General features: G+C 29.9%; 28 protein-coding genes. 4 read left to right on the top strand and 24 right to left on the bottom strand.

What is annotated here, in order from left to right; all coding sequences use genetic code 11:
- Positions 1-67: 67 nt before the first annotated feature.
- From G6N05_RS05330 to G6N05_RS05230, 21 genes are all read right to left on the bottom strand, one after another.
- Positions 68-517 (bottom strand): hypothetical protein, encoded by a 450-nt coding sequence (locus G6N05_RS05330; protein WP_166125549.1) that lies wholly within the window; start codon positions 515-517, stop codon positions 68-70.
- A 56-nt stretch (positions 518-573) separates the two neighbouring features.
- Positions 574-1,005: a hypothetical protein gene (locus tag G6N05_RS05325; protein WP_166125548.1), complete on the bottom strand. Its 432-nt coding sequence runs from the start codon at positions 1,003-1,005 to the stop codon at positions 574-576.
- A 576-nt stretch (positions 1,006-1,581) separates the two neighbouring features.
- Positions 1,582-1,887, bottom strand: coding sequence for a hypothetical protein (locus G6N05_RS05320; protein WP_166125547.1), 306 nt, complete (start codon positions 1,885-1,887; stop codon positions 1,582-1,584).
- Positions 1,888-1,939: 52 nt separating this feature from the next.
- A complete protein-coding gene (locus G6N05_RS05315) occupies positions 1,940-2,350 on the bottom strand; it encodes a hypothetical protein (RefSeq protein WP_166125546.1) in 411 nt (136 codons plus the stop codon).
- Between the two features lie 2 nt (positions 2,351-2,352).
- Positions 2,353-2,637: a DUF7352 domain-containing protein gene (locus G6N05_RS05310; RefSeq protein ID WP_166125545.1), complete on the bottom strand. Its 285-nt coding sequence runs from the start codon at positions 2,635-2,637 to the stop codon at positions 2,353-2,355.
- Between the two features lie 10 nt (positions 2,638-2,647).
- On the bottom strand, positions 2,648-3,166 hold the full coding sequence (locus G6N05_RS05305; RefSeq protein WP_166125544.1) for a hypothetical protein: 519 nt from the start codon (positions 3,164-3,166) through the stop codon (positions 2,648-2,650).
- A 2-nt stretch (positions 3,167-3,168) separates the two neighbouring features.
- The gene (locus tag G6N05_RS05300; protein WP_166125543.1) at positions 3,169-3,429 is read right to left on the bottom strand and encodes a hypothetical protein; all 261 of its coding nucleotides are present in this window, start codon (positions 3,427-3,429) and stop codon (positions 3,169-3,171) included.
- On the bottom strand, positions 3,429-3,929 hold the full coding sequence (locus G6N05_RS05295; protein WP_166125542.1) for a hypothetical protein: 501 nt from the start codon (positions 3,927-3,929) through the stop codon (positions 3,429-3,431). Before G6N05_RS05295 ends, G6N05_RS05300 begins: the two co-directional genes overlap by 1 nt.
- 183 nt (positions 3,930-4,112) lie before the next feature.
- The gene (locus G6N05_RS05290; protein ID WP_166125541.1) at positions 4,113-4,394 is read right to left on the bottom strand and encodes a DUF3127 domain-containing protein; all 282 of its coding nucleotides are present in this window, start codon (positions 4,392-4,394) and stop codon (positions 4,113-4,115) included.
- A gap of 44 nt (positions 4,395-4,438) precedes the next feature.
- Entirely contained in the window at positions 4,439-4,645 is a 207-nt protein-coding gene (locus G6N05_RS05285; RefSeq protein ID WP_166125540.1) for a hypothetical protein, read from the bottom strand.
- 2 nt (positions 4,646-4,647) lie between these two features.
- Positions 4,648-5,397 (bottom strand): hypothetical protein, encoded by a 750-nt coding sequence (locus tag G6N05_RS05280; protein WP_166125539.1) that lies wholly within the window; start codon positions 5,395-5,397, stop codon positions 4,648-4,650.
- Between the two features lie 7 nt (positions 5,398-5,404).
- Complete coding sequence (locus G6N05_RS05275) at positions 5,405-5,572, bottom strand: hypothetical protein (protein WP_166125538.1); 168 nt, start codon at positions 5,570-5,572, stop codon at positions 5,405-5,407.
- A 10-nt stretch (positions 5,573-5,582) separates the two neighbouring features.
- Entirely contained in the window at positions 5,583-5,921 is a 339-nt protein-coding gene (locus tag G6N05_RS05270) for a hypothetical protein (RefSeq protein ID WP_166125537.1), read from the bottom strand.
- Complete coding sequence (locus G6N05_RS05265; protein WP_166125536.1) at positions 5,922-6,281, bottom strand: hypothetical protein; 360 nt, start codon at positions 6,279-6,281, stop codon at positions 5,922-5,924. It abuts the gene before it with no gap.
- 37 nt (positions 6,282-6,318) lie between these two features.
- A complete protein-coding gene (locus G6N05_RS05260) occupies positions 6,319-6,663 on the bottom strand; it encodes a hypothetical protein (RefSeq protein ID WP_166125535.1) in 345 nt (114 codons plus the stop codon).
- A gap of 11 nt (positions 6,664-6,674) precedes the next feature.
- Positions 6,675-7,085, bottom strand: coding sequence for a hypothetical protein (locus G6N05_RS05255; protein WP_166125534.1), 411 nt, complete (start codon positions 7,083-7,085; stop codon positions 6,675-6,677).
- The gene (locus tag G6N05_RS05250) at positions 7,082-7,375 is read right to left on the bottom strand and encodes a hypothetical protein (RefSeq protein WP_166125533.1); all 294 of its coding nucleotides are present in this window, start codon (positions 7,373-7,375) and stop codon (positions 7,082-7,084) included. The genes G6N05_RS05255 and G6N05_RS05250 overlap by 4 nt, the downstream gene beginning before the upstream one ends.
- A 2-nt stretch (positions 7,376-7,377) precedes the next feature.
- Positions 7,378-10,824 carry a DNA primase gene (gene dnaG / locus G6N05_RS05245; protein ID WP_166125532.1) on the bottom strand — a complete coding sequence of 1,149 codons (3,447 nt, stop codon included), beginning with the start codon at positions 10,822-10,824 and terminating at the stop codon, positions 7,378-7,380.
- Between the two features lie 6 nt (positions 10,825-10,830).
- A complete protein-coding gene (locus G6N05_RS05240) occupies positions 10,831-11,364 on the bottom strand; it encodes a hypothetical protein (RefSeq protein WP_166125531.1) in 534 nt (177 codons plus the stop codon).
- 227 nt (positions 11,365-11,591) lie between these two features.
- On the bottom strand, positions 11,592-12,170 hold the full coding sequence (locus tag G6N05_RS05235; RefSeq protein ID WP_166125530.1) for a helix-turn-helix transcriptional regulator: 579 nt from the start codon (positions 12,168-12,170) through the stop codon (positions 11,592-11,594).
- A gap of 38 nt (positions 12,171-12,208) precedes the next feature.
- Positions 12,209-12,511, bottom strand: a complete 303-nt coding sequence (locus G6N05_RS05230) for a hypothetical protein (RefSeq protein WP_166125529.1) — start codon at positions 12,509-12,511, stop codon at positions 12,209-12,211.
- A 95-nt stretch (positions 12,512-12,606) separates the two neighbouring features.
- Between G6N05_RS05230 and G6N05_RS05225 the strand changes: the two genes are divergently transcribed.
- Complete coding sequence (locus G6N05_RS05225; RefSeq protein ID WP_166125528.1) at positions 12,607-12,969, top strand: hypothetical protein; 363 nt, start codon at positions 12,607-12,609, stop codon at positions 12,967-12,969.
- A gap of 293 nt (positions 12,970-13,262) precedes the next feature.
- Here G6N05_RS05225 and G6N05_RS05220 read toward each other — a convergent pair whose 3' ends face one another.
- From G6N05_RS05220 to G6N05_RS05210, 3 genes are all read right to left on the bottom strand, one after another.
- Positions 13,263-13,817: a hypothetical protein gene (locus G6N05_RS05220; protein WP_166125527.1), complete on the bottom strand. Its 555-nt coding sequence runs from the start codon at positions 13,815-13,817 to the stop codon at positions 13,263-13,265.
- Positions 13,818-13,850: 33 nt separating this feature from the next.
- Positions 13,851-15,653 carry a T9SS type A sorting domain-containing protein gene (locus G6N05_RS05215; protein WP_166125526.1) on the bottom strand — a complete coding sequence of 601 codons (1,803 nt, stop codon included), beginning with the start codon at positions 15,651-15,653 and terminating at the stop codon, positions 13,851-13,853.
- Positions 15,654-15,884: 231 nt separating this feature from the next.
- Complete coding sequence (locus tag G6N05_RS05210) at positions 15,885-16,601, bottom strand: PH domain-containing protein (RefSeq protein WP_166125525.1); 717 nt, start codon at positions 16,599-16,601, stop codon at positions 15,885-15,887.
- Positions 16,602-17,193: 592 nt separating this feature from the next.
- On the opposite strand from G6N05_RS05210, the gene G6N05_RS05205 reads away from it, so the two are divergent.
- From G6N05_RS05205 to G6N05_RS05195, 3 genes are read left to right on the top strand one after another with little or no spacing between them, the layout of a single operon-like run.
- The gene (locus G6N05_RS05205; protein ID WP_166125524.1) at positions 17,194-18,546 is read left to right on the top strand and encodes a sigma-54-dependent transcriptional regulator; all 1,353 of its coding nucleotides are present in this window, start codon (positions 17,194-17,196) and stop codon (positions 18,544-18,546) included.
- Complete coding sequence (locus G6N05_RS05200; RefSeq protein ID WP_166125523.1) at positions 18,543-19,685, top strand: FIST signal transduction protein; 1,143 nt, start codon at positions 18,543-18,545, stop codon at positions 19,683-19,685. Before G6N05_RS05205 ends, G6N05_RS05200 begins: the two co-directional genes overlap by 4 nt.
- Positions 19,686-19,687: 2 nt before the next feature.
- On the top strand, positions 19,688-22,720 hold the full coding sequence (locus G6N05_RS05195; protein ID WP_166125522.1) for a PAS domain S-box protein: 3,033 nt from the start codon (positions 19,688-19,690) through the stop codon (positions 22,718-22,720).
- Positions 22,721-22,728: the final 8 nt, after the last annotated feature.

Below are 22,728 nucleotides of genomic sequence, written 5' to 3'. Positions count from 1 at the left end.
TTGTATCGTTACTATTATTAACGATACAATTTTACAGCGTTTACAGGCCTAACAAAAGGACAGTAATTTATGTTGAAACCTTTGAATAATAAGAATTTCCACGGCATTCCACAGAATAACCACAATGTGCTGCAGGATTCACACTATTGTCTTCAGAGTAACCATACTGTAAAGGCATTTCGTTGCAACCAAAAATTATCTTACCATCATTATGATGAAAAACTACAATTACTTTCTTATTTAAAAATCTCATAAGTTGATTTTCAGTAAGTGCACTTTGATTATTAATTGAAATTTCAACCTTGTAATCCCATAACATACCTGCATCAGTCATTTTAGTATTTGACGGATATTTTATGTCTTCAGGAAAAGGTAAAATTATTAATGCAGAATCATCATCAATTAATATATCTCTTTTCTCAAGAACATATTTCATTGGATAAAATACTTTTTTGGCATCCAGTATAGAAACCCTTGTTATATTCTTATAATTATCGTGCAAAAAATTTGTGATCATAACTCTAAATTTTATCTAATTTTTAATGGACAAATCGTGTGAAAAAAAAAATGTCCTTATACATTTCTAACGATATCTTTTAACAACGTTTCCATCTTAATATCTTCTTCAGTTATATTATAATGAAATGTAAACTGACGAACCGCTTCTGCTTTAGGCAAACTATTTGCATTGGCATTAATAGAAACGTAGGATCTCATTTCCTCTTTAAATTGCTTATCAATTTGAGCATTGAATTTCCTAATTATATTTTTATCAATGTAAATTCCAAAATCTGTCATGTATCTTAAAGAGATATCTACAGGAAAAGTAAGATCGTCTCCTACAGATTCTAACACACAATACCTTTTAGAAAGCACATCAAGAACTAAATTACCATAAAAATTGTTTTTTGTTACTATTAATTTTTCTCCGACTTTTTTCTGCAGAAACTTGTAAACGTGAGGTTTTACAGGAAAATGAACAGTGATGGTTGGTTTTTCGCTCATACTAAAAAATTAAATTTATTTGAAAAATCAAATATACATTAATTAATAGATATTTTTAGATATAAAAAGTTCAACAATTCAACAAGTTCAAAAACAGCACTTTACAAAAATAACCATTGTTGAACTGTCGGAACCGACACGATTTTGTCGGAACCTTAATAAAATGGTTCAACAAGTTCAACATAATTTTAGCTTATATATATAGAGATAATTATATATAAATCAAACAGTTATACATATATTGTTGAACCGTTGAACCGTTGAACCTTTTTTAGGCGTTTCTCACACTCTTTCCTTCTAAACCTTTTGTATAGGGGGTGCGGGGGATTTAGTATAATACTACTCCAGGAGAATCGCATTCGCTTCTTATAGAAGCTCATGTTTATGTAATTTGCTGTGCAAATTATGCTCAACGGCTCAACCGCTCAACTTCTTTGCCCATACTTTATATATGAGGGGGTGCGGGGGAGAAATAGAATAGGAAAAGCCCTTACGGGCTTTCTTTAATTCATCATCGGCAAAGCCGATGACTGTGTGTGAATACAGGAGTATTTATATGGTGCAGCAAGCTGCCTTTTATTCATTATCAGCAGAGCTGATAATTGTATTCGTGAAGTATTTAGTGTAAAATCTGATATCATCTTTTAAAAAGGAAAAGATTAAAGATTTTTGAGAAGAAATATCATTTATGTAAAAGAGTCTTTGTGTGGCTAAATAGTAAATATTAAAACGAACAGGAGTGTTAGATCTTATTCCGGACTTTTCCAACCATTTAGTAAATTCGTGTCGGAAATGAGCAATATACACCTCGTGGTATTCTTGTTCTTCAGGTTCTAAAGAATGATCTGTTTTTATTTTTATTTCGATGTCAGTAATTATCATGTGACAAAAATAAAAAGAAAAACCACTCGATTGAGTGGTTTAATGAAATGTTTTAAAAAGGAAAGTCTACAACTTCTACAATTGGCCGAAAAATAGTCGCGACAAAAATGCCTTTGTCGTCCACAAAATCAACATGTCCTGATGGTGTGATTTTATCTATTTTATATTGATTATAAGACCTAAAATTATTTGTGTATGTTCCGCTTCCAATGTGTGTTATTAAAACAGTATCACCTTCTTTTGCATTTAATTTTTTACGTTTTTCTTCAATAAGTTGATTTTCATAATCCTTTGTATCAATTTGTAACGACAATAATCTTATAGTTTTACCTTCAGGTGTTGTGGCTGAATATAAATCAGGAGAATTTCCAGTAAATTGATAATCGTAATAATAACAATAACCTTTTAATCTTTGATTATAATATTTATGATCAGGATCAGTAATTAAAATTGTTGTGTCCATACTTAAAATTCGAATAAATGATAAACCTGATTGAAAGTTCCCCAAATCTTATCCAGTTGCAAAGTTGCTATATAAACAGATTTCTCTTGTTTTATAAAAGCTCCAGTTCCAATTAAACCAAATTTTCTGATTTCAATTTCAGCTTCAGGATCTACTAATGCCCACATGCAAATTACTCCATCTTGTAATTCTGCAGATAATATTTGAGAACCTACAGGCATTTGTACACGATTTACATCTATCGGTTTTAATGGGAATTTCCAAATTGTTTTATTTTTTGTTTCCATAAATAAAAATTTAATAATCAGATCCTGAAGAACTACTATCGTAACTGGATGAATCAGAAGAAGACGAGGAACTGCTATCGTATGATGAAGAATATGACGAACTATTATCATCGGACCAACTTGCACTGGCTCCAGAACCTGAAAAGCCACCTCCACCAAAACCTCCATCGAAACCTTCTTCATAACGTTTGTCATTTCCTAATAAATCAGGGCTCAATCCTAAACCTTCTAAAATTTGAATTTGATCATTAATAGTTGGGTTTTCTAAATACGCTGGTTTAGAAAGCCATTCAGGAGAACCAATAGCTCCTGAAGAAGTTATAGGTGGAAAATCATTAGTTTTTCTATATTCTTTCATTTTATTTATTTCGTCATTATACCTATCTCGTAACTTTTTAGGTGGTTCCGGCACACCTCTCGAGAAACGTTTGAAAGGTTTTTGAAAAAGCCTAATTAACAATGTGATTATTGGCAGCACAAAAAATATGATGATCAATACTGCGTAAAATATTATTTTGATTGTTTCCATGATTATTTAGTTCTATTATTATGATCTTCTTTATCTTTAATCCATTCACTAATCTTATCTCTTAATAAAATTGATTCTGAAAGATCTAAATCAATATAAGCGTCTTGACCATCTTGCTCAATACTCATTTGAATAGTATTTGCAGGAGCATTTGTAAGTTCTAATTTTGGAGATATTAAAGTTAAAACTTTAGGATTTCCATCACATTCTATGTCTATTATTTTTGTGAAATTCACAAATTCATTTATTTTTATAGTATTCATTATTTTTTAAAATTATTTTTTGATTTACCAATATATTTACTCGAGCTTTCATTAATTGAATAAGTTGGTGCTGCCATAAGAGCATCAGCAGTTTTAATAAGTTCATCAAATTTTCGTTTCATACTTTCAGTTTTACCAAAACTTCTACCTTCATTAACGAAAATTACTGTACCTGAATTTCTAACTATACAAAGCTTTATAGCTTGTTGCATGGAATATGTCCAAAAAGTTTCTATATCTGCAGTTGTTAAACCATTATCCAGTAATAATTGTGTAATTGTGCTGAAATGTGGATTCTCGACAATTTCAAGAGTATCTGGAGCAATCAAATGCTTACAACCTTCATTATCTATAATCACCATTAAATAACCATTTCTATTAATTTTCGGGTCGGCTGATTGTAATTTTTGATGATCTAAAAGATGTAAATTTCCTTCAACTATTCTTGAAGTATCAAGCCATGTGGCTGCTCTAAATTTTTTATTTTGTAAAATATTCATGTGTTTGTTGTTTTAAATATTCATCGGAATTCCTAAAATTCCGATGAATTCCGGTTAGTTAAATAATTTTGTGTAAAAAGAAGTGTACCGTTATTAAAAGCAATAACATCAGTCCAACCATACCGCAAAAGAAACCAAGAAAAAACATTTCGTATTTTTCTATCTTTTTAATTAATGCATCCATTACTGAGCTAATTTTTCAATTTTCCAACCAGCAACTGTATTATAAACAGCAATATCACCATTATCTTTCGTCACTTCTTTTCCTTTTAAATTGATTTGAATTCTGACTTTATCTCCAGCTTTATAACTATCCAGTTCTGCGGTTTTGTCCTGGACAAATTGAACTTCTAAAGTTTGAGAATATTGTTCTTCAGTAACCACATGAACGTTTCTAATTTTAAACGCATTTTGACCTACTTCTTGAGTGTCTTTGATTCTTACGATTTTTGCTACGATTTCCATAATTAATATTTGATTTCTTTGTTATTAAAGTTTTCGGGATCATCTTAAAACTCCCTGAATTTTTGATTTGTTTCTGTTAAGCTTGATAAAAAAGTGTCTGAAGGATACTTTATCAACAACTTGTCCCACTCACTTATGATTTCCTTTCTATTTTTATCTGTCACATTTACTTGAGCAACTAAATGCTGATAACCTCCTTTTTCGGTTGGCCGTGCGTGAAATACTAAAAATTTAAAATTATATTTTGCCATGATTAAAAATTTATAGGTTTTTCTATCTTTTCAAATTCTATTACCCAAACCCATGGATTTAAATCCAGAGATTGTTTTCCATTAATTTTTAACCATAAACTTTTAAAAGAATCAATAGCGTTTTTTAAATCAAAAACATTATTACAGTAATTTTTATAGTTAAATAAACCTTCAAAAAAACCGTCATTTTTTACTCCTTCAGCAATTGCATCGGTTTCAGAGATTTCTTTTAATCTTTCAATTCGAATATCTGTTATCTGAAGGAATAATCGAGCTGCAGCTTTAGGCATGTGAATTGATGGTCGAAACTTTGATTTTGTTCCTTTTTTCATCTCTATTTCAACAAGAGCGTTTAATGCTTTAAAATTCTCTACAGAAAATTCATTTGATAAGCGTCTATCTGCTTTGAATTGAATTTTTAAAAACGATTTTTCTTCAAAAGGATTTCCATGAGGATTATATGTAGTTCCAAAAATTTCAAAAGTTTCTCTAACCCAAAGAACATCATGCATTTCATAAGGAAAATCTATGTCTATAATTTCATTTGTGACTATGTTCTTAAAACTGTAAAAACTTGTAATTTTCGGGAAGTCTAATGGAGGTGTTGCTTTTAATCCATAAGCATTGAATACAAAATTATTCGGTGATAAATTAATACAATTCAAACCTTTAGTTCTTCGTGTTTGAGTTTTTCGACCGTCAAGTAAAGCCAGAACCATATCTGTATTAAATAATATTGGTATGAATTTCATCGCTCTACTATTTAAAAATTAAAGTATAAGTGATAACTAAAAATATAGTTACTGCAGCTCCAAGTATTAAACCCATTATAAGGCCAATTATAAACGCTCTGTAACCTTTGTCGCTGTATTGTTTTGGATTCTTTTTATCATATTCAGAATTCCATTTTGATTTAAATTTGTTCATGATGTGTGTTTTAAAAATGTTCTGCATTTGTTAATGCATCAAATTGTTTTGATAAATGATGCAATCCTCTAAAATTGATAGCCGTTATATCTGTTAATATTTTCAACATATTTGAACTATCACATTGCTTTTGTAATTGTTCTTCATCACTTGAGTAATTGACTCTTTTACTGTGAAATCTTACTTCATTATCATTGTACATATAAGCACAAGAGTAAGTAGGATTTAGGTGTACAAAAAACTCACCGTGTCCAGGAGTGTGTAATTGAACCGCTGCAGCTAAATTGTGTTTTCTTAAAACCTCTTTTATTTCTTCAGCTGCTACTTTTAGTTTTGTTTCTGGAGACATCTATAAAAAATTAAAATGAGTTGCTGCTATCTCTCCAATTGTACCTAAATCTATATTTTCAGATTCTTCTTCAGAAAGTTCGTCGCCATTTTCATCAAAATAACATTTACTGATTTTAATTTCTAAATCATCATATTTTTTGGCTTTGTTGATTAAATCTATTGGATGATTTGGAATAATTAAAACCCTAGCCATTTCATGACCAATTCGAGTATTATATTCTAGTTGTTTTTCATTTAGTCTGTCTGAAGGAACTACTTCATAGTAATCGTCAATTACTACCGTCATAGTTTCTCTTGGAAAAGCGATTTCTGCTTTAATGCAGTCTTTTAAAAACTGATCTAATTCTGCTAATTTCATTTTTTTCTTAATTTTAGATTGATATTAAATTTTGTTGTTATTGATAATTACATTCGATAATTTCAAAACCTCTTAAATATTTAAAATCATTTTCTTGAGTTAGATATACAACACTTTTAAGTGTTTCTTCATTATCGTTCATGTGTTTTAAAATAACTAATTGGTTAATTTCTAATATTTGTTCTACACTTAGACATTCATCAAAAATGATTAAATCATAATTTGATTCATTTATTCTTCTACTTATGTATTTTAAATAAGTATTTGTTCCAGCGTTTAGTTTTAATACTTTTTCAGATGGAAGTAAACATGCCATTTTTTCAGATAGATAACTTTTACCAGATCCCTTTTTGCCTCTTAAAATAAATTGATTTGTTTTCATTTTTCTAAATTTTAGATCAATATTAAATTTTGTGTGTGTTCTATAATTGTTTCATTTTCATTGATTTTGATTTGCCAAAATCCGTTTTGATTTCTTTTAATAAGTTGGCCACTTTTACCGGAACATCTTGTTTTTACTTTTGTTCCTGCAGCTAATTTTTGCGAAAAAAACTTATCGTGTTCTGGCCAATCTTTAAACGGGTGGCAATAACATCCGTAAATTCCAATAGGCTTTTTCATGTGCTCTTTTATCAACTTCAGAAGTCTAAAATTGGCGTTTTCTCTTTTTTTGTAAAGCTTTACTATTTCACCATTTACTATTAAAGAATATTCCTTTTTTCCTGTCTTCAGTAACGAAGTGATAATTCCAAGCTCATCCAGTTGAGCTTGAATGAGCATAAATTTGCTAACTCCTTTTCTCATGCAACTAAATCTTTATTCAACAAATAGGTTTCTTTATATAACCGTCTAATCTCATCATAAAGACCAGGAATAACCTGTTTTACTTTTTTAGTTTTCCCTGGAGAAACTTCAATCTCAATTAATCTTGATGATGGCTTGTCTTCATAAACTTCTTTTCTAATATTTTCAACACCATTAGTGTTAATCACAATTTTACAACGGCTGCCATTGTAAACAACTGGTTTTGGATAAATGGTTATATTATTTTCCCAGCACCATTTCTGATAAATAAGTGATTCGTTTGGATCCATAATTATTTTTCTTCAGGTAAAAAAAACGTTGTTTGATCATCAGTTGAATCATGAAGATTTACGATTCCTAAACGTTCCATCATTGAGTAATTAAAAGCGTAACCGCTTGGTGTTCTGTCTCCCATTCTTTTACTAGCAAAAAGGCCAATGAAGTATTTTTTTGATTTCAAGTAATTTCGAATAGTTGTTTCATGAATTACTTCTTCTCCTTGACGCTTTGTAACTTCTTTGTGGTAATCCTGATGCACTTTTGAAAAATTCAAATACAAAATTTTATCTCCATTTGTATTTTTCCATGCCAGTTTTTCTCCTTTTTTCGGTACAACATTTACAACTGCATCAATTGATATTTGATAATCATCACCTTCCTTAATTTGTTTTTGAGATCCAGGAGTGGTTAAGTATTCAATCACTCTCCAGAAAGATGCTAAACCATCACTATCAGAAATTGTATCAGAATTATCAATAATAGACTGTCTAGTTAGTTCAAAATATTCATCGTATGTAAATGGAAAGTTCATTTTTCCCTGAAGAAGCCTAACAACTACTAAAAGACACAAATAATTTTCTAAAATTCTATTTTGAATATTCTCCTGGTCTTTTAATGAATTTTTTAAATCCTTCATCGTTTCAGAATATGTTTTCACAATTTCTGAAGCCATATATTTCCTATGTTTTAGAACATTTAAAACAAAACTGCTAATTCCGTTTTTATTCCAATTCATTAATTTATTATACTCCTCTTTTTCTTCAATTGAGCGTTCTTTCTGTTCGAAATTGCAAATAATTGATCGCGATGGAAGAGCTCCATCATCTCGAGTCGGTAAATATTGTCCGGCATAATAAATGGCTGAGTTAATTTTGTCGCTAGCGGTTCTGTTAGTATCAGCTCCTTTTCCCTTTTCACGGCCGATTCCATTCCAACCACCTTTTAGCTGTTGATGCTTGTCTTCGTCGATATCATCACGATATTCGTCAAAGAAAACAACCGAGTTTTTTACACGGCTTAATCTTCTTGAAATACCTACAATTGTACTCGTGTTAATCTCAAGAGCTGGCAGGTTGTAATAAAAGAAAGATTGTAAGCAATTTCCAAAACCTGATTTACCTGAGTCTCTTTGTCCGAAACCGCCCATTAATGGGAAATACTTCCAGTTGGCCAAAAACAAATCTCTAAAATTAGCAGCAATACAAAAAGCAACTCCAAGCTTTCCTTTATCTCCAAAAACTTTTACCATTTGCATCATCCATTGATCTAATGATATCGGAGCAATTTTATAAACAAAGTGCCTGTCATTTTCGTATGGATCATCATCTTCACGAGCTGATTTATATATTTCTGAATGCGATGGAGAATAGAAGTGCTGCACATCTGATTTATATTCGCTGGTGCCTTTTTCAAGGCCTTCTACATGTACAATTCCGTATTTATTTACTTTTAAAAAGTCATCATTATGAAAGACTCCATCAGCAAAAGCAAAGAAACCTTCCTTTTGATGGCCTAAAGTTTTAATTTCTGAAGCTGTAATGAATTCATTTACTAATTTTCTTGAAACCAAAAGAAAATGTTCATTTTGAGTACCAGGTTCCCAAAAGAAATTGCCTTCTCGAATTAAACGTTCTTTAAACTTCGTAAAATTGATAATATCGACAGAATCGAAATCAATCAAACGTTTGTGTCCGTGAACATTTTTCACTTCACATAAACGCTTATTTTCAGCATTACCGTCGATGTGAAATAAAGGTATTACAACAAAGTTTGTTCCTTCAAAAAATTCTCCGGCTTTTCCAACAAAATGATATGATTCTCCAATTTCGCAAAATCTATCTTGTAAAAACTGATCCTTTTTTCCACCTTCAGGAAGACGAAGTAATTTATTTTCTTTTTCGTCAGAAGTTTTAAGCTGCTCAGATTTTTTACGTTCAGTTTCAGTTTTAATTGTATTGATAAAACTTGATATTGTTAAAGGCTTCTGATCTAAAATTTTAGCAACCATTTTTACATAATGCTCCTGTACAATTTGATTTTGTACTAAAAATAGAGTATTTGACATACTCTCAACAGCTTGAGCTACTAATTCAGGTTCAAATTTTGGAAGTTCTTCAATATTAGCTTTATGCTCTTTTTCTAATGCATCAATTTTTTTATGAAGAGCAGCATTTTCACGTTTAAGTTGCGCTTTTTCAACTGGATTGGCATTCTTATATGCTTCATTTGTTTCAGGAACTAATCCAGCATACAAATCACTAATTGCTGTGTCTTTAAACCGTTCCAGTTCTTTAATTAAAGTAGGAATTTCAGAGTTTTTAGATTCCTCTTTTAAAAATTTAGCTTTCCATATAATTGCATCCTGCTTGTGTTTTTCAACAAAGTCTGGAAGATTACATTGTTTTGCTAAACTATCCGGATCTTCTCCATCAGGGCAAATAACAACTTCAACTTTAAACCCAAATTTCAAAAGAATATCAATATCTCTGTGAATTGCTCTTAATCCAGCTTTGTCGCCATCTCTAAATAAAATAACATGTTTACAAAAACGTGATAATAATCGAGCGTGAAAATCTGACAAAGAAGTTCCGCAAGTTGCTACAGAAATTGTAAGACCTGCTTGATGTGCTGCAATAACATCTGTGTATCCTTCCATAATCACAGCTTTTTCAGCTACAACTATGCTTCGTTTTGCTTGATAAAGTCCAAAAAGGAGTTTTTCTTTAAGATATAATTTGCTTTCAGGAGAATTCAAATATTTAGCGTATTCCTTATCCTTTTCATCATTTGAACGACGCCCACCAAATCCTACAACAATTCCTTTGTCGTTATGAATTGGAAATATTAAACGATTTCTGAAAAAATCATAAGAAACGTTGTTTGAAGTTTTTGAAAGTCCTAACGTTTTGGCAATTTCAAAGAAACCATTATTAATAGCTTGAGTCGAAATTAAATTTCTAGGTTCTTCAGGAGCAAAACCAATCATAAAGGCAGAAACTATTTCTTCAGTATAATTTCTTTCTTCATAAATCATTTTTTTTGCCCAGGAATCTGCAGGTAATTTAGCAAACTGTTTTTGATATTCTTTGTTTGCAAATTCGGCCATTTTTTTCATAGCCTGATCTTCGTCATCTAAACGCTTTTGATCTTCAGAACGCTCTTCATATTCTAATGGAATTCCGCAAATTTCTGCAGCTTTTTCAACAGCTTCAAAAAATGAAATTGAAGAATGTTTTTTCATTAAAAAGTTAATGGCGTTTCCTCCGAATCCTGCAGCATTATCGTAAAAGAAGTTTTTTACAGGGTTTACACAGAATGATGGTGTTTTTTCGCTAACAAAAGGAGATAAACAAAAATAATTAGATCCTTGCTTCTTTAGTTCTTCAGTGGCAGCAACCACATTATAAACTAAAGCTTCGTCTAATACAGCATCAATAGAAGATTGTTTTAAAAATTTCATATATAATTATTCTCCTGGTTGATTGTTAGATAATATTTCTGCGTCTTTTACTTCGATACTTAAACCTACACCGATTGTTATATCAGAATAATTAAAAACTTTATTAGTTTCGTCCCATCCCAATTTTCTTCCATTATCATTCCAAAATTTTTTGATAATTTTAGTATTTAAATCGTCTATTTGATTTTGATAAATAGGAGTTAATCTTTCTCTTTCTTCTTTAGAAAATAATTCGGATTCATTTAATTGTTTAAGCTGAGCTTTAACGCGATTTAAATCTGACTCAAGATTCTTATCTACTTTATGTTCAAAGTAAATTTTACAAGTTGTTACCATTATCATTGCTTCCTCATCATGTTTTACATCATAAGCAACACATCTTTTCCCATCCTTTGTAAAATAAAAACTCAACTTTGGTTTTCCATTTAAAAACTCTTGTTCAGCATCAAAGACATCTCCTTCATTTATGCCTAGTTTTCTAGTTTCGGAATTAGAATATGTTATTTCAATTTTTACTGGTTTATATGTTAATCCACTCATAGTTTTGGTTTTTAAAACCCGCCTTTAGACGGGTTAATTAATTAAAATTCGAAGCTGCACAGCTTCTGAAATATATAAGAACGTAGTGCTAAAAGCCTATTTTTGGACATCTCGAAGTTTCTTCTGATAAAAAGAAGTCAATTGCTTTTTATCTTCAGGATGAAGCTTCTTGTCTCTACTTATATCCGACAATTTGGATTGAAGAATATAAACCTGGTTTTTCTTGGTTAAGCTGAACATGCTGGAGCTGTTAAAATTCCTTTTTCATAAGCCACTGCTACTAATTTTGGACGACTCAAAACCTTAAGTTTTTGGTATAAAACCTTTTTTCTAGTTTCGAATGTATTCATCGAAATTTTCAAATCTTCAGCAATCACCAGAAGCGTTCTTTCAGTGGCTAGCATTTCAATCATTCTAACTTCAAAAGGAGAAATTGTTCTCCCATTAATCAAAATAGAACCGCATACTACACCTTCCATTGGACAGCTACCACGATAACCGCAATTAAAATGTTCAGAATTTGCAAGCTGTCCGTCTTTGAAGTCAGGAGCAGTATCAAAACTTCCAAACCTGCAAGTTGTGTATTTATTCAATTTTTCTGCTTTGGATGTATATCCAGCTAATTCTAGTGCAAGTCCTGCAGAAGGATTGTCTTCCAAGTCTGCTTGAATTGTGTCTAAAATGTGTATTGGAAGTTCAAAAAGAAACTTCACTCTACCTTCGTGTGTGGCCATTGCCTCACCGTTGTGGGAAAACAATTCGACATTGTTGTCTAAAAGTCCCGATGGAATTTGTATATTTGTCATCACGAAAAAAATTTACAGATTTTTAAACCCCTGAAGCTTTACAGAGCTGAAGGGGTTTTTTTATTATTAAAACCAAATTGTTTTTTTTGAGCAAGATTAGCCAGCCCAACTTGAACTAATGCATTCATTATATCTACATTAAACTTTATTCCTTTTCTTACTTCAGCTATGTAAGTTTTTGAAAAGTTCTTTTCAATTAAACCTTCCTTAATTTTTTCCTCCAAAACTTCCTGAACTTTCAAGATGTATTGAGCAGGAATATTCTTCAAACCTTGTTTAACCTCGTTTGGGGTATACACATTGTTTTTAATTCCGTTATTTGTTGTACTTTTGTTTATCATTAGTTTTATATTTGTTGTACTTTGATTCGACAAATATATATTAATTAATGGATATTTCTACAAATTAATGGAACTTTTTTTAATATTTTTTTTATATGACTATTGACGGAGACAAAATAAAACAGCTAATTAGCCACTATTCAGAGGACAAGGGATATCTTGAAAAGTCCTATGTAGTAAGGTTTTGTGAGGATAATAACCTTAATTATAAACAATGGAATGCCTATTGTTCAGGCACACAAAATTTAGGTTTAAAAATTATCGAGGTTTTAATGGATATTTTTCCTAATCTAAATTTAAACTGGTTATTGAAAGAAGAACTCAATATGTTTAAGTCATATAATCTAGTAGAAGAACCGAGAGAAATATATACTGCAGAAATATCTAATCAAGCACTATTTAATAAGCTTGAATCAATAGAAAAGAAAATAAATAAAGTGCTTGAAAATCAAAAATAATTCGATTTTTAGCACAAAAACGAAACAATTAAAGAATAAAATAACTGATTATCAACACGCTAGTTTGTGTAAAATTTTACTGGAGGTACCACTTTTAACCCTTAATTTCAATTGAAATTAGGGGTTTTTTGTTTTTTACTCATTACCAATTTTCAACTTTAATCTAACTAAAGCAAAAAACCTATTTTACGCTTTAATTAAAGCCAGTCTTTTTAAATAAAGTCAGATATCTTCAAAAATCAAAAAAGGAGCCCAATGGGCTCCTTTTTCGTATTTAAAAAACTTAAAGTTTATTATTGGTATCTGTAAGTAAATCTTACTTTATTACCAACTTCACTTCCACTTGTATTAATTTGATATGCTTCTATTACATAATCAACAGCTGTTGCAGGAGATACAGGAGTAGCGGTACTTTGAAATTTATTAGCTCCGCCAGTTCCAGCAGTTCCATTTGCAGGAACTATAATTTGAGCCTCATTATTTTTAGGATATCCAGCACCAATAGCTAAAGCTGATCCTGACGCACAAACTCCATCATTTAAATTGGGACCATAACAAAACGTAGTTAAATCTAAATTAGAAACTCCAGATATAGAAACTATTCTCATCTTAACTTTCATTTCAGATGTTGAAGTGTTTTTAAAATAAAATTTCAAAGCATTTGTTGGATCAACTAAACCAGCAGAACCAGAAAACACAATCACATCATTGTTTACAATTTCAGCATTTGACGGATATTTGTAAACTTTCAATGAATTTGTATTTGTTGGGGCAGGTGTCGTCTCATCATCCTTAGAACATCCAATTGTAGCTAAACCTACAAACAATAACATTACTATCTTTTTCATAAAATTTGGAATTATTTAATTATTATTTAATTATTATTCAATTATAATTTTTTCAGTTTGCTCACCAACTTCATTTTTCATTTTTAACATATATACACCTTTTTGTAAATTAGTTAAATTTAATGAAGTTTCATTCGTAATGCTTGATGCTTTAAATACTTCTTTTCCTGTAATATCTAAAACAACTACATCTGTTGGTAAAACAGTATCTATTGTAACTACCCCATTTGAAGGATTAGGAAAAACTTTAATTTTTGCTAATTCAAATGAGCTATTTGATAATAATTGAGTAGCTACACCTGAATTCATAATTTCTTTTGTTGCATAATCTTGTACAAAAACAATTACTTCTAAGTCTGTATATTCCTCAATAAAAGTACCTGATAAATCTACAGATAAATTAGTAACAATTGGTGTATCTGCTGTACAAGTTAAAACAGTACCAGACGCATCTGGCATCATTTTCATCATAACATTTTTGAAAGATGTTTCCCCATTAGAAGCTACATTTCCTGAAGTTGTTTTTTCTATCACAACTGCAAACAATCTGAATTGACCAGTTAAATACGGTGTAGTATTAACACTAACATTCATAACATTTCCAACTAAATTTTTTGTAGCAGAAACTGCAAAATAACCTTGTTGTGCTGCAGCAGTATTAACTTCAGTTTGTAATGCCGCTGTTGAACCAGCTCCAGAAGTTTTAGAATTTATAAATAATGTTGGCGCACCAGAAACTTGATAATACATTCTTCTAGTACCTGTTTCAGCAGTATAATATGGATCTCCAGCACCTGGCCAGTTTACTTGATAATTAATCAAACAAACATTATTAGAATTTGTAGAATAAAACGGTGTAAACGTACTAGAATTATATCCAGCACATGGTCCACAAGTAGAACTAGTAAATTTCTCTAATAAAGGTTTTTTAGAAGCCGAATTACTCGCAACTCTTATAGGTTTGATAACTTCATTATCAGTCAAATAATTATCAGTAGAACCATTTGGATTTGAAACCCAAACCTTTAAAGAATAGTTACCTGTAGTTGGTGTCCATTGTGTTGTATGATTATAATTATATGTAGCTCCAGGAGCCAAATTTAAACCAGTTAAATTTTGAGTATAAATTGCACCACTATCAACTTGCCAGTTTAATGTAGCTGTATTCACAATATTCAAACCATTGTTTTTAAAAGAACCTGTAATGTTTTTTGTTGTATTTGTTAAAAAAGTAGGTGTAACTGTTATCGATTCCAAACCTAAGTCATTATTTAAAAGCTGCTTAACAGAAACATTATCAACATACATATTAGTCCCGTATTGAGATGTAGCAACTAATCTTAAAAACCTTGCTCCTGCAGTTGAAGCAGCAATATTAAATTGATATGTATACCAACCTTCTGTAGCTACCGTTGGTAATAAAGACATTGATCTATTAATTGTACCTAATAAATTTCCAGCAGCTGGAGCTGTAGTTGCAGTTGATGTTAAATGCACAGCCACTTTATCTGCAGCAGTTGCATAACCACCATCGCGATACATCGCAAATTTCACACAATAAGTATTCGTACCAACTAAAGTAAAAGATGGTGAAGTTAAAGCATAAACATTACCAGCATCTATATCATAAGAGGCAAATTTAGCCATACCAGCTCCTGAATAAGGAGAACAAGTTGGTGCAGCACCATTTGTTACTCTTGTCCAACCTGCATTTGCAGAAGCACCTGATAATTTAACAACCGTCCAGTTTAAAGCTGTGTCAAAGTCTTCGGACATTACTTGCGCATTCATCTGAAAAAATGCAAATAATGCAGTAATTAGTGTAATTTTTTTCATTTTTAGTAGTTTTAGGAATTAAATCGTCACAATAGTAGTAAATATATTTTGAAAACCAATGAGATAACAAAAAAAAATTAACACGAATGTTAATTTTTTAACAATTTTTTAATGATAATTTTCTATTTAAATAATAAAAAAAACCATATATCATTTACCATTACCTGATTTTAACGAAAAAAAAACAGATAAAAACTAGAAAAATAAAAAAAAATAGAAATTTCATTTATTTTACAGAAATGGTAAAATTTCATTTTTTAATCTATCATATTCACCTTGAATAATTAAATCATTGTCTAACAACTTCTTATAATTATTCAATTTATCAAATAATTCGTCTTTTGATAATTCCGAAAGCTTTTTTTCATGATGTGGAATTGGCACTTCTAATTCTGTATCTTGTACTGGAGGAATCATATCTGCCGAAATAATTTCCGCAAAATGTATTACTTCTTCTGTTGGAACTTCTTCAATTTCAACTGCAGCAGCAGCAACTTCAACAGCAGCTTCAATTTCAGTATCTGGAACAGGATTTACATTTATTGATACTCCGTTTTTCAAGATATCCAATTGTTCTTTTGCATACGTATATAATTTACGTGCTTGATTTTTTGGCAAATAATCAACCGTATGCGTTAATTCCGTTTTAGTTGAAAAGGAAAAATCGGAACCTAGCAGACCTTCTTTTACAAAAGTTCCAGCAATATCGTCCCAATCATAATCCATAAATCCCATTGACAAACCTAAGTTTTTAGGTTTACATAAAATAATACGTTTGTTTGTGACTACAATACTATCTGGAAAAACCGTAATGGCTGGTTTTTTCTGAACAGCGATATAACCTACTTCTTCATTGGACATTAATAAATTTTCTAATTTAGACGTGATTTTCTCAATTGCTTTCGGATCTTGGTCTTCGTTTAATATTTTCTTTAAATTATCAATCATTTATTCTGAATTTATTTCAGAATCTTACGAATCTGAAGGTTAGAAATTTTAATATGTATTATCAAAAGTAATGCCTTTATTTAAAAATATCTAAAGTCTAAATATTATTTTAAAATAAAAAGCAAAAGTATTGTATTTTTATATGTAAGATATAACCGTTTTAATGATCTAGCAAGAGACGGTAGTGGAACACATATTTATCAATTTCTTAATGAAGAAACTATATTTACAACGGTAAATTTAATTACTAGACCAACCTGTATATTAAACGCTAAATATTCTGTTGACAATAATGATAACATTAACAACTCGGATCCTCACGTTTTAGGAGTAATAGAAATTAGAGGTTACGAATGCGAAATAAACGCAACATATTTAGGAGGGTAATATTTTTCCAATAAATATAAATAAAAGTTGCTTCTTTAGTCAGTTTTTTTTTATATTTATACGGCTTCGCTGTATTTTTTTAAACAGTAATTAATTAACAAATTTTACGGCTATACCGTAAAATTTTTTCTTAATTTTAAGTCAAGTTTACGTTTCGCAAGATTATTATTAATTTTAAATTTATAAATAAATATCAAAAGAGTAGATGAAAGCATTAAATATATTTATTGTAGAAGACGATGTTTTTTTTGGACAAACCTTAAAATATCATTTATCATTAAACCCTGAATATAATGTTCATCTTTTTGAAAATGGAAAAGATTGCCTAAGTAATTTTCATTTGAAACCTGACATTATATGTTTAGATTTTGGGTTACCAGACATTGCAGGTGACGTACTTTTAAAAAAAATAAAAGAAATTAACAATAAGATTCCAGTAATAATAATCAGTGGTCAAGAAGATGTTGAAGTGGCCATAAATTTTTTAAAAATAGGTGCGCATGATTATATCGTAAAAAACAACCACACAAAAGATTTACTTTGGAATGCTATTATAAAACTTAGAGACAACATGAATTTAATTCATGAAGTGGAAGAGTTGAAAGAGAAATTAGAAGAAAAATTTAGCTTTGAAAACACAATTATTGGTCAAAGTGAAGCTATAAAATCGATCTATACAAAAATTAATAAAGCCATAAACAATACTATTAATGTTTCTATAACTGGCGAAACAGGTACAGGAAAAGATGTTGTTGCAAAAGCTATTCATTATAATTCTGACAGAAAAAACAAACCATTTATTGCAGTAAACATGGCTGCCATCCCAAAAGACTTAATTGAAAGTGAGTTTTTCGGACATGAAAAAGGTGCATTTACTGGAGCAGATAGCAAAAAAATAGGAAAGTTTGAACAAGCAAATGGTGGTACAATTTTTCTAGACGAGATAGCTGAACTTGATTATAATTTACAAAGCAAGCTTTTAAGAGTCATCCAAGAAAGAGAAGTGGTTTCAATTGGTGGGAAATCTCCCGTAAAGTTTAATGCCAGATTAATTATTGCCACACATAAAGATTTAGTAGAAGAAGTTAAAAATAAAAACTTTAGAGAAGACTTATATTTTAGAATTATAGGATTACCAATTCAAATACCACCTTTAAGAGAAAGAGAAAATGACATACTTTTACTCTCAAAACATTTTATTGAGATTTTTATTAAGGAAAATAAATTAAAACCCATTTCAATTTCAAGTAGCGCAAAATCAAAATTACTTAAATATCCTTTTCCAGGTAATATTAGAGAATTGAAATCAGTAATAGATTTAGCTTGTGTAATGTGTGATGGCAAAACAATTAATGATGACGACATTACATTTTCAAATTTAAATAGTGACAATTTTTATTTTACCGAAGAAAAAAGTTTAAAAGAATATACCCATGAAATCATTTTACATCATCTTAAAAAAAACAACAATGATGTAGTAAAAACAGCTCAAAAACTAGATATAGGAAAATCAACCATTTATAATTTGTTAAACACTTTAAACTCAGATTCAAAATGAAAGTAGCTACATTTCTTTTCAAAGACAATGCCATTATTAAAGAGTCGAATGTGGAAAACATTCCCAATGAAAAGGTTCAATTATTAATTGGATTTGGTGAAAATAAAATTGTAATTGACGCAAAAACTTTTTCTTTTTTGAAAGAAAAATTTCCAAACGCAACAATTACACTTTGTTCAACAGCTGGAGAAATATATGGAATAGAAACCAATGAAAATACGCTTTCTCTTACAGCTATACAATTTTCGTCAACCACAATAAAAAAAGCAAGTGTCAATATAACTAACATAAAAAACAGTTTCAACGCAGGTGAAGAACTATTCAAATTACTGCCTAAAGAAAATTTAAAATTAATTTTTATTTTATCTGACGGAAGCAAAGTAAATGGAAGTGAGCTAGTAAAAGGTTTAAATAAAAACAATGTTGATAATATATTAATAACAGGTGGATTAGCTGGTGACGGAACAAGATTTTTAGAGTCTTGTGTAGGATTAGACGACATCGCAAAGTCAGGAAACATTGTAGCTATTGGTTTTTATGGCGATAAATTAAAAGTTTCTCATGGTTCAATGGGTGGTTGGGAAACTTTTGGATTAGAAAGAGAAGTGACCCTCTCAAAAAACAATGTATTATTTGAAATAGACCATAAAAACGCTTTAGAACTTTACAAAAACTATCTCGGAAAATATGCCAATGAACTCCCAGGTTCGGCTTTATTATTCCCACTATCTTTAAAACTATCTGATAGTTCTGATTCTATTGTTCGCACCATACTTACCATAGACGAAGAAAATCAATCCATGACTTTTGCAGGCGATTTACCAATAGGAAGCAAAGTAAAATTTATGAAAGCAAATTTTGATAAATTAATTGATGCCGCAAGTGAAGCAGCAACAAATAGTTTATCCATAAATAATATGCAACCAAAATTAGCCATCTTAATTAGTTGTGTCGGAAGAAAAATAATACTTTCAAATCGAATTGATGAAGAAATTGAAGCCATTGCAAAAACTTTTGGAAAAGACACTTCCATCACTGGATTTTATTCCTATGGTGAAATATCACCTTTAAATCCTTTAACAAATTGCGAATTACACAATCAAACAATGACTATCACTTGCTTTGAAGAAACGGAATAAATATGGAACAACATAAATTACTTCAAAAACAAATTAACAAATATTTAAGCGACTTCAATTTAGAAGATAAAACGCTTCAAAATTTTTTACAAGCCGTTAATGAATCGTATTTGTCTTTTGACAGAGATAAAGAGATTTCTGAACATGCTTTTTTAGAAAGTGAAAAAGAATATTACGAAGTTAATGCGAGTCTAAAAAAAGAATATGAGTTAAAAAAAATCTCAATAACTAATTTATACAACACTTTAGAAACAATTGACGATGATATTAAAGAGCTTCACAACAAAGAAAATCTTGATGATTTACTATTCATTTCAAAATATTTAAACAGTCAAATTGAGAAAAGAAGAGAATCTGAAAAAAATCTTGTCACAACTGTCGAATTATTAAAAACACTTTTAGCTAATCTTCAATCCGGAATTCTTGTTGAAGATGAAAACAGAAAAATAGAATTTACCAATGATCTTTTTTGCGATTTCTTTTCTATTCCTGTTGCCCCTGAAAATTTAATTGGATTAGATTGCACCAATTCTACAGAACAAGCAAAAGACTTATTTAAAGATCCAGAACATTTTGCATTGAGTATAGAAAACGCTTTAAAAAATAAAAAAATAATAACCAACGAACGTTTTGAACTGAAAAACGGAAAGTTTTTAGAGCGTAATTATATCCCGATTATAATTAAAGAAGAATACAAAGGACATTTATGGAAATACACCGATATAACTGCTCGAATTGAATCGCAAAAACTTTTAGAACAAAGTGAAGAACATAACAGATTGATTATGAACTCTTCCTTAAATGCCATTATTACTATTGATAAAAAAGGGTTAATTAATTTTTGGAACAATCGTGCAGAACAAATGTTTGGTTGGAAAAAATCAGAGGTTATTGGAAAACCGCTTCATGATACTATCATTCCTGATGTTCATAAAGCGAATCATGTAAAAGGAATGGAACATTATTTAAAAACAGGTGAAGGACCAGCTTTAAATAAAAACTTGGAATTACCAGCAATCAATAGAGAGGGATTTGAATTTCCTATAGAAATTTCTATTATCCCTATTCAACAAAATAATGAATTGTTTTTTTGTTCCTTCATACAGGATATTTCAGAAAGGAAACAAGTAGAAAACCAATTAAAAATTCAAGAAGAAAAATACAGAAATATGATTGCCAACATGAATTTAGGTATGTTGGAAGTAGACAATGAAGAAAACATTAAGTTTGCAAATCAAAGTTTCTGCAAAATTTCTGGCTATGAAATTGATGAATTAATTGGAAAAAAACCAGCAAATCTTTTTGTTTTTGGAGAAAACATAAGAAAAATAGACGATGTAAAAGAACTAAGAAGAAAAGGTCTTTCAGACATCTATCAATTGCCAATTAGAAATAAACGAGGTGAATTACGTTGGTGGACAGTTAGTGGAGCACCTAACTATGACGATAAAGGAAATTTAATTGGCTCCATAGGCATTCATTTAGATGTTACAGAACAAAAACAATTAGAATTTGAATTAGAAGCTGAAAAAATAAAAGCTTTAGAAGCTTCAAAAGCAAAAGAAGTTTTTTTAGCTAATATGAGTCATGAAATCCGAACACCACTTAATGCAATAATTGGGTTTTTAAGAGAATTAGAAAAACAAAACGTTTCTGAATTACAATATAAATATATTGAAAACAGTACAATTGCTTCAAAACATTTACTTTCAATAATTAATAATATTTTAGACATTTCTAAAATTGAAGCCGGAGAAATGAACTTAGAAATTGAAGATTTTGATTTACATAAAACTATTGAAAATGTTTTTAAAGTATTACAACCTAAAACGGATCAAAAAAACTTACTTTTCAGAACCTTTTATGACGATTCACTAACCAAATATTTCAAAGGTGACAGTTTAAGAATTGAAGAAATTTTATTTAATTTAGTTGGGAATTCGATAAAATTCACCAATGAAGGAAGTATATTAATCAGTTGTCGCTTACTAAAAAACGCAGCTTCAAAACAAACCATTTGCATTTCTATTGAAGACACAGGCATAGGTATGGAATCTAATTTTATTACTTCTATATTTAACAAATTCAGTCAGGAAGAAAGTAATAAAACCAAAAAATATGGTGGAACGGGTCTTGGCATGTCTATTACAAAACAATTAATAGATTTAATGGGTGGTGAAATAGTAATTGAAAGTAAAAAAGATCAAGGCACCAAAATTGAAATTCATTTAACTTTAGAAAAAGGAAATGTAGCAAACATTACGTATGACACTTTTGATTCTTCAAATATAAATTTAGAAAACAAAAAAATTCTTTTAGTTGAAGATAATGAATTTAACAGAATGGTCGCTCAAAACTCTTTAAGTTCTATAAATTGTATAACCACTGAAGCTGAAAACGGGAAAGAAGCCATTGAAATTCTTGAAAATAACACGTTCGATTTAATATTAATGGACATTCAAATGCCAATTATGGATGGTTTTGAAACCACACATTTTATCCGAAATAATTTAAAACTAGATATCCCAATAATTGCTTTAACAGCTAATGCTTTTAAAACAGAAATTGATAGGTGCAAAGAAGTTGGGATGAATGATTATGTTACTAAACCTTTTAATGAAAAAGATCTTTTTGAAACCATAATTAAACATTTAAACTTATCAAATAAAAAGGGTGAAATCATAAATACGGAAATTAAATTTTATAACTTAACGCACTTAATTGCTTTAAGTAAAAATAATACTGAATTTGTAATTAAAATGCTTCAGATCTTTATCAATCAAGCTAAAGATATTATTACAAAAACGGAAGTCGCCATTGAACAAGACGACTTTTTTGAAGTGAGTAAATTAATGCATAAAATTAAACCAAGCATTGAAGGTGTTGGCATCGATACTATTTATAATGAAGTTAGAGAATTAGAAAAAATTAGTTTAACTTCTACTAATAAAGAAAAAATTTCAGAATTGTTTGGCACCATAAAAATAATTCTGTTTAAAGTGATCGAACAACTTGAAGAAAATGAAATGAACTAATTAAAATT

It is taken from the genome of Flavobacterium bernardetii (assembly GCF_011305415.1).
GTDB lineage: Bacteria > Bacteroidota > Bacteroidia > Flavobacteriales > Flavobacteriaceae > Flavobacterium > Flavobacterium bernardetii.
Note: the sequence above shows the minus strand (reverse complement) of the source record. Positions and strands in the feature narration are given on the sequence as shown.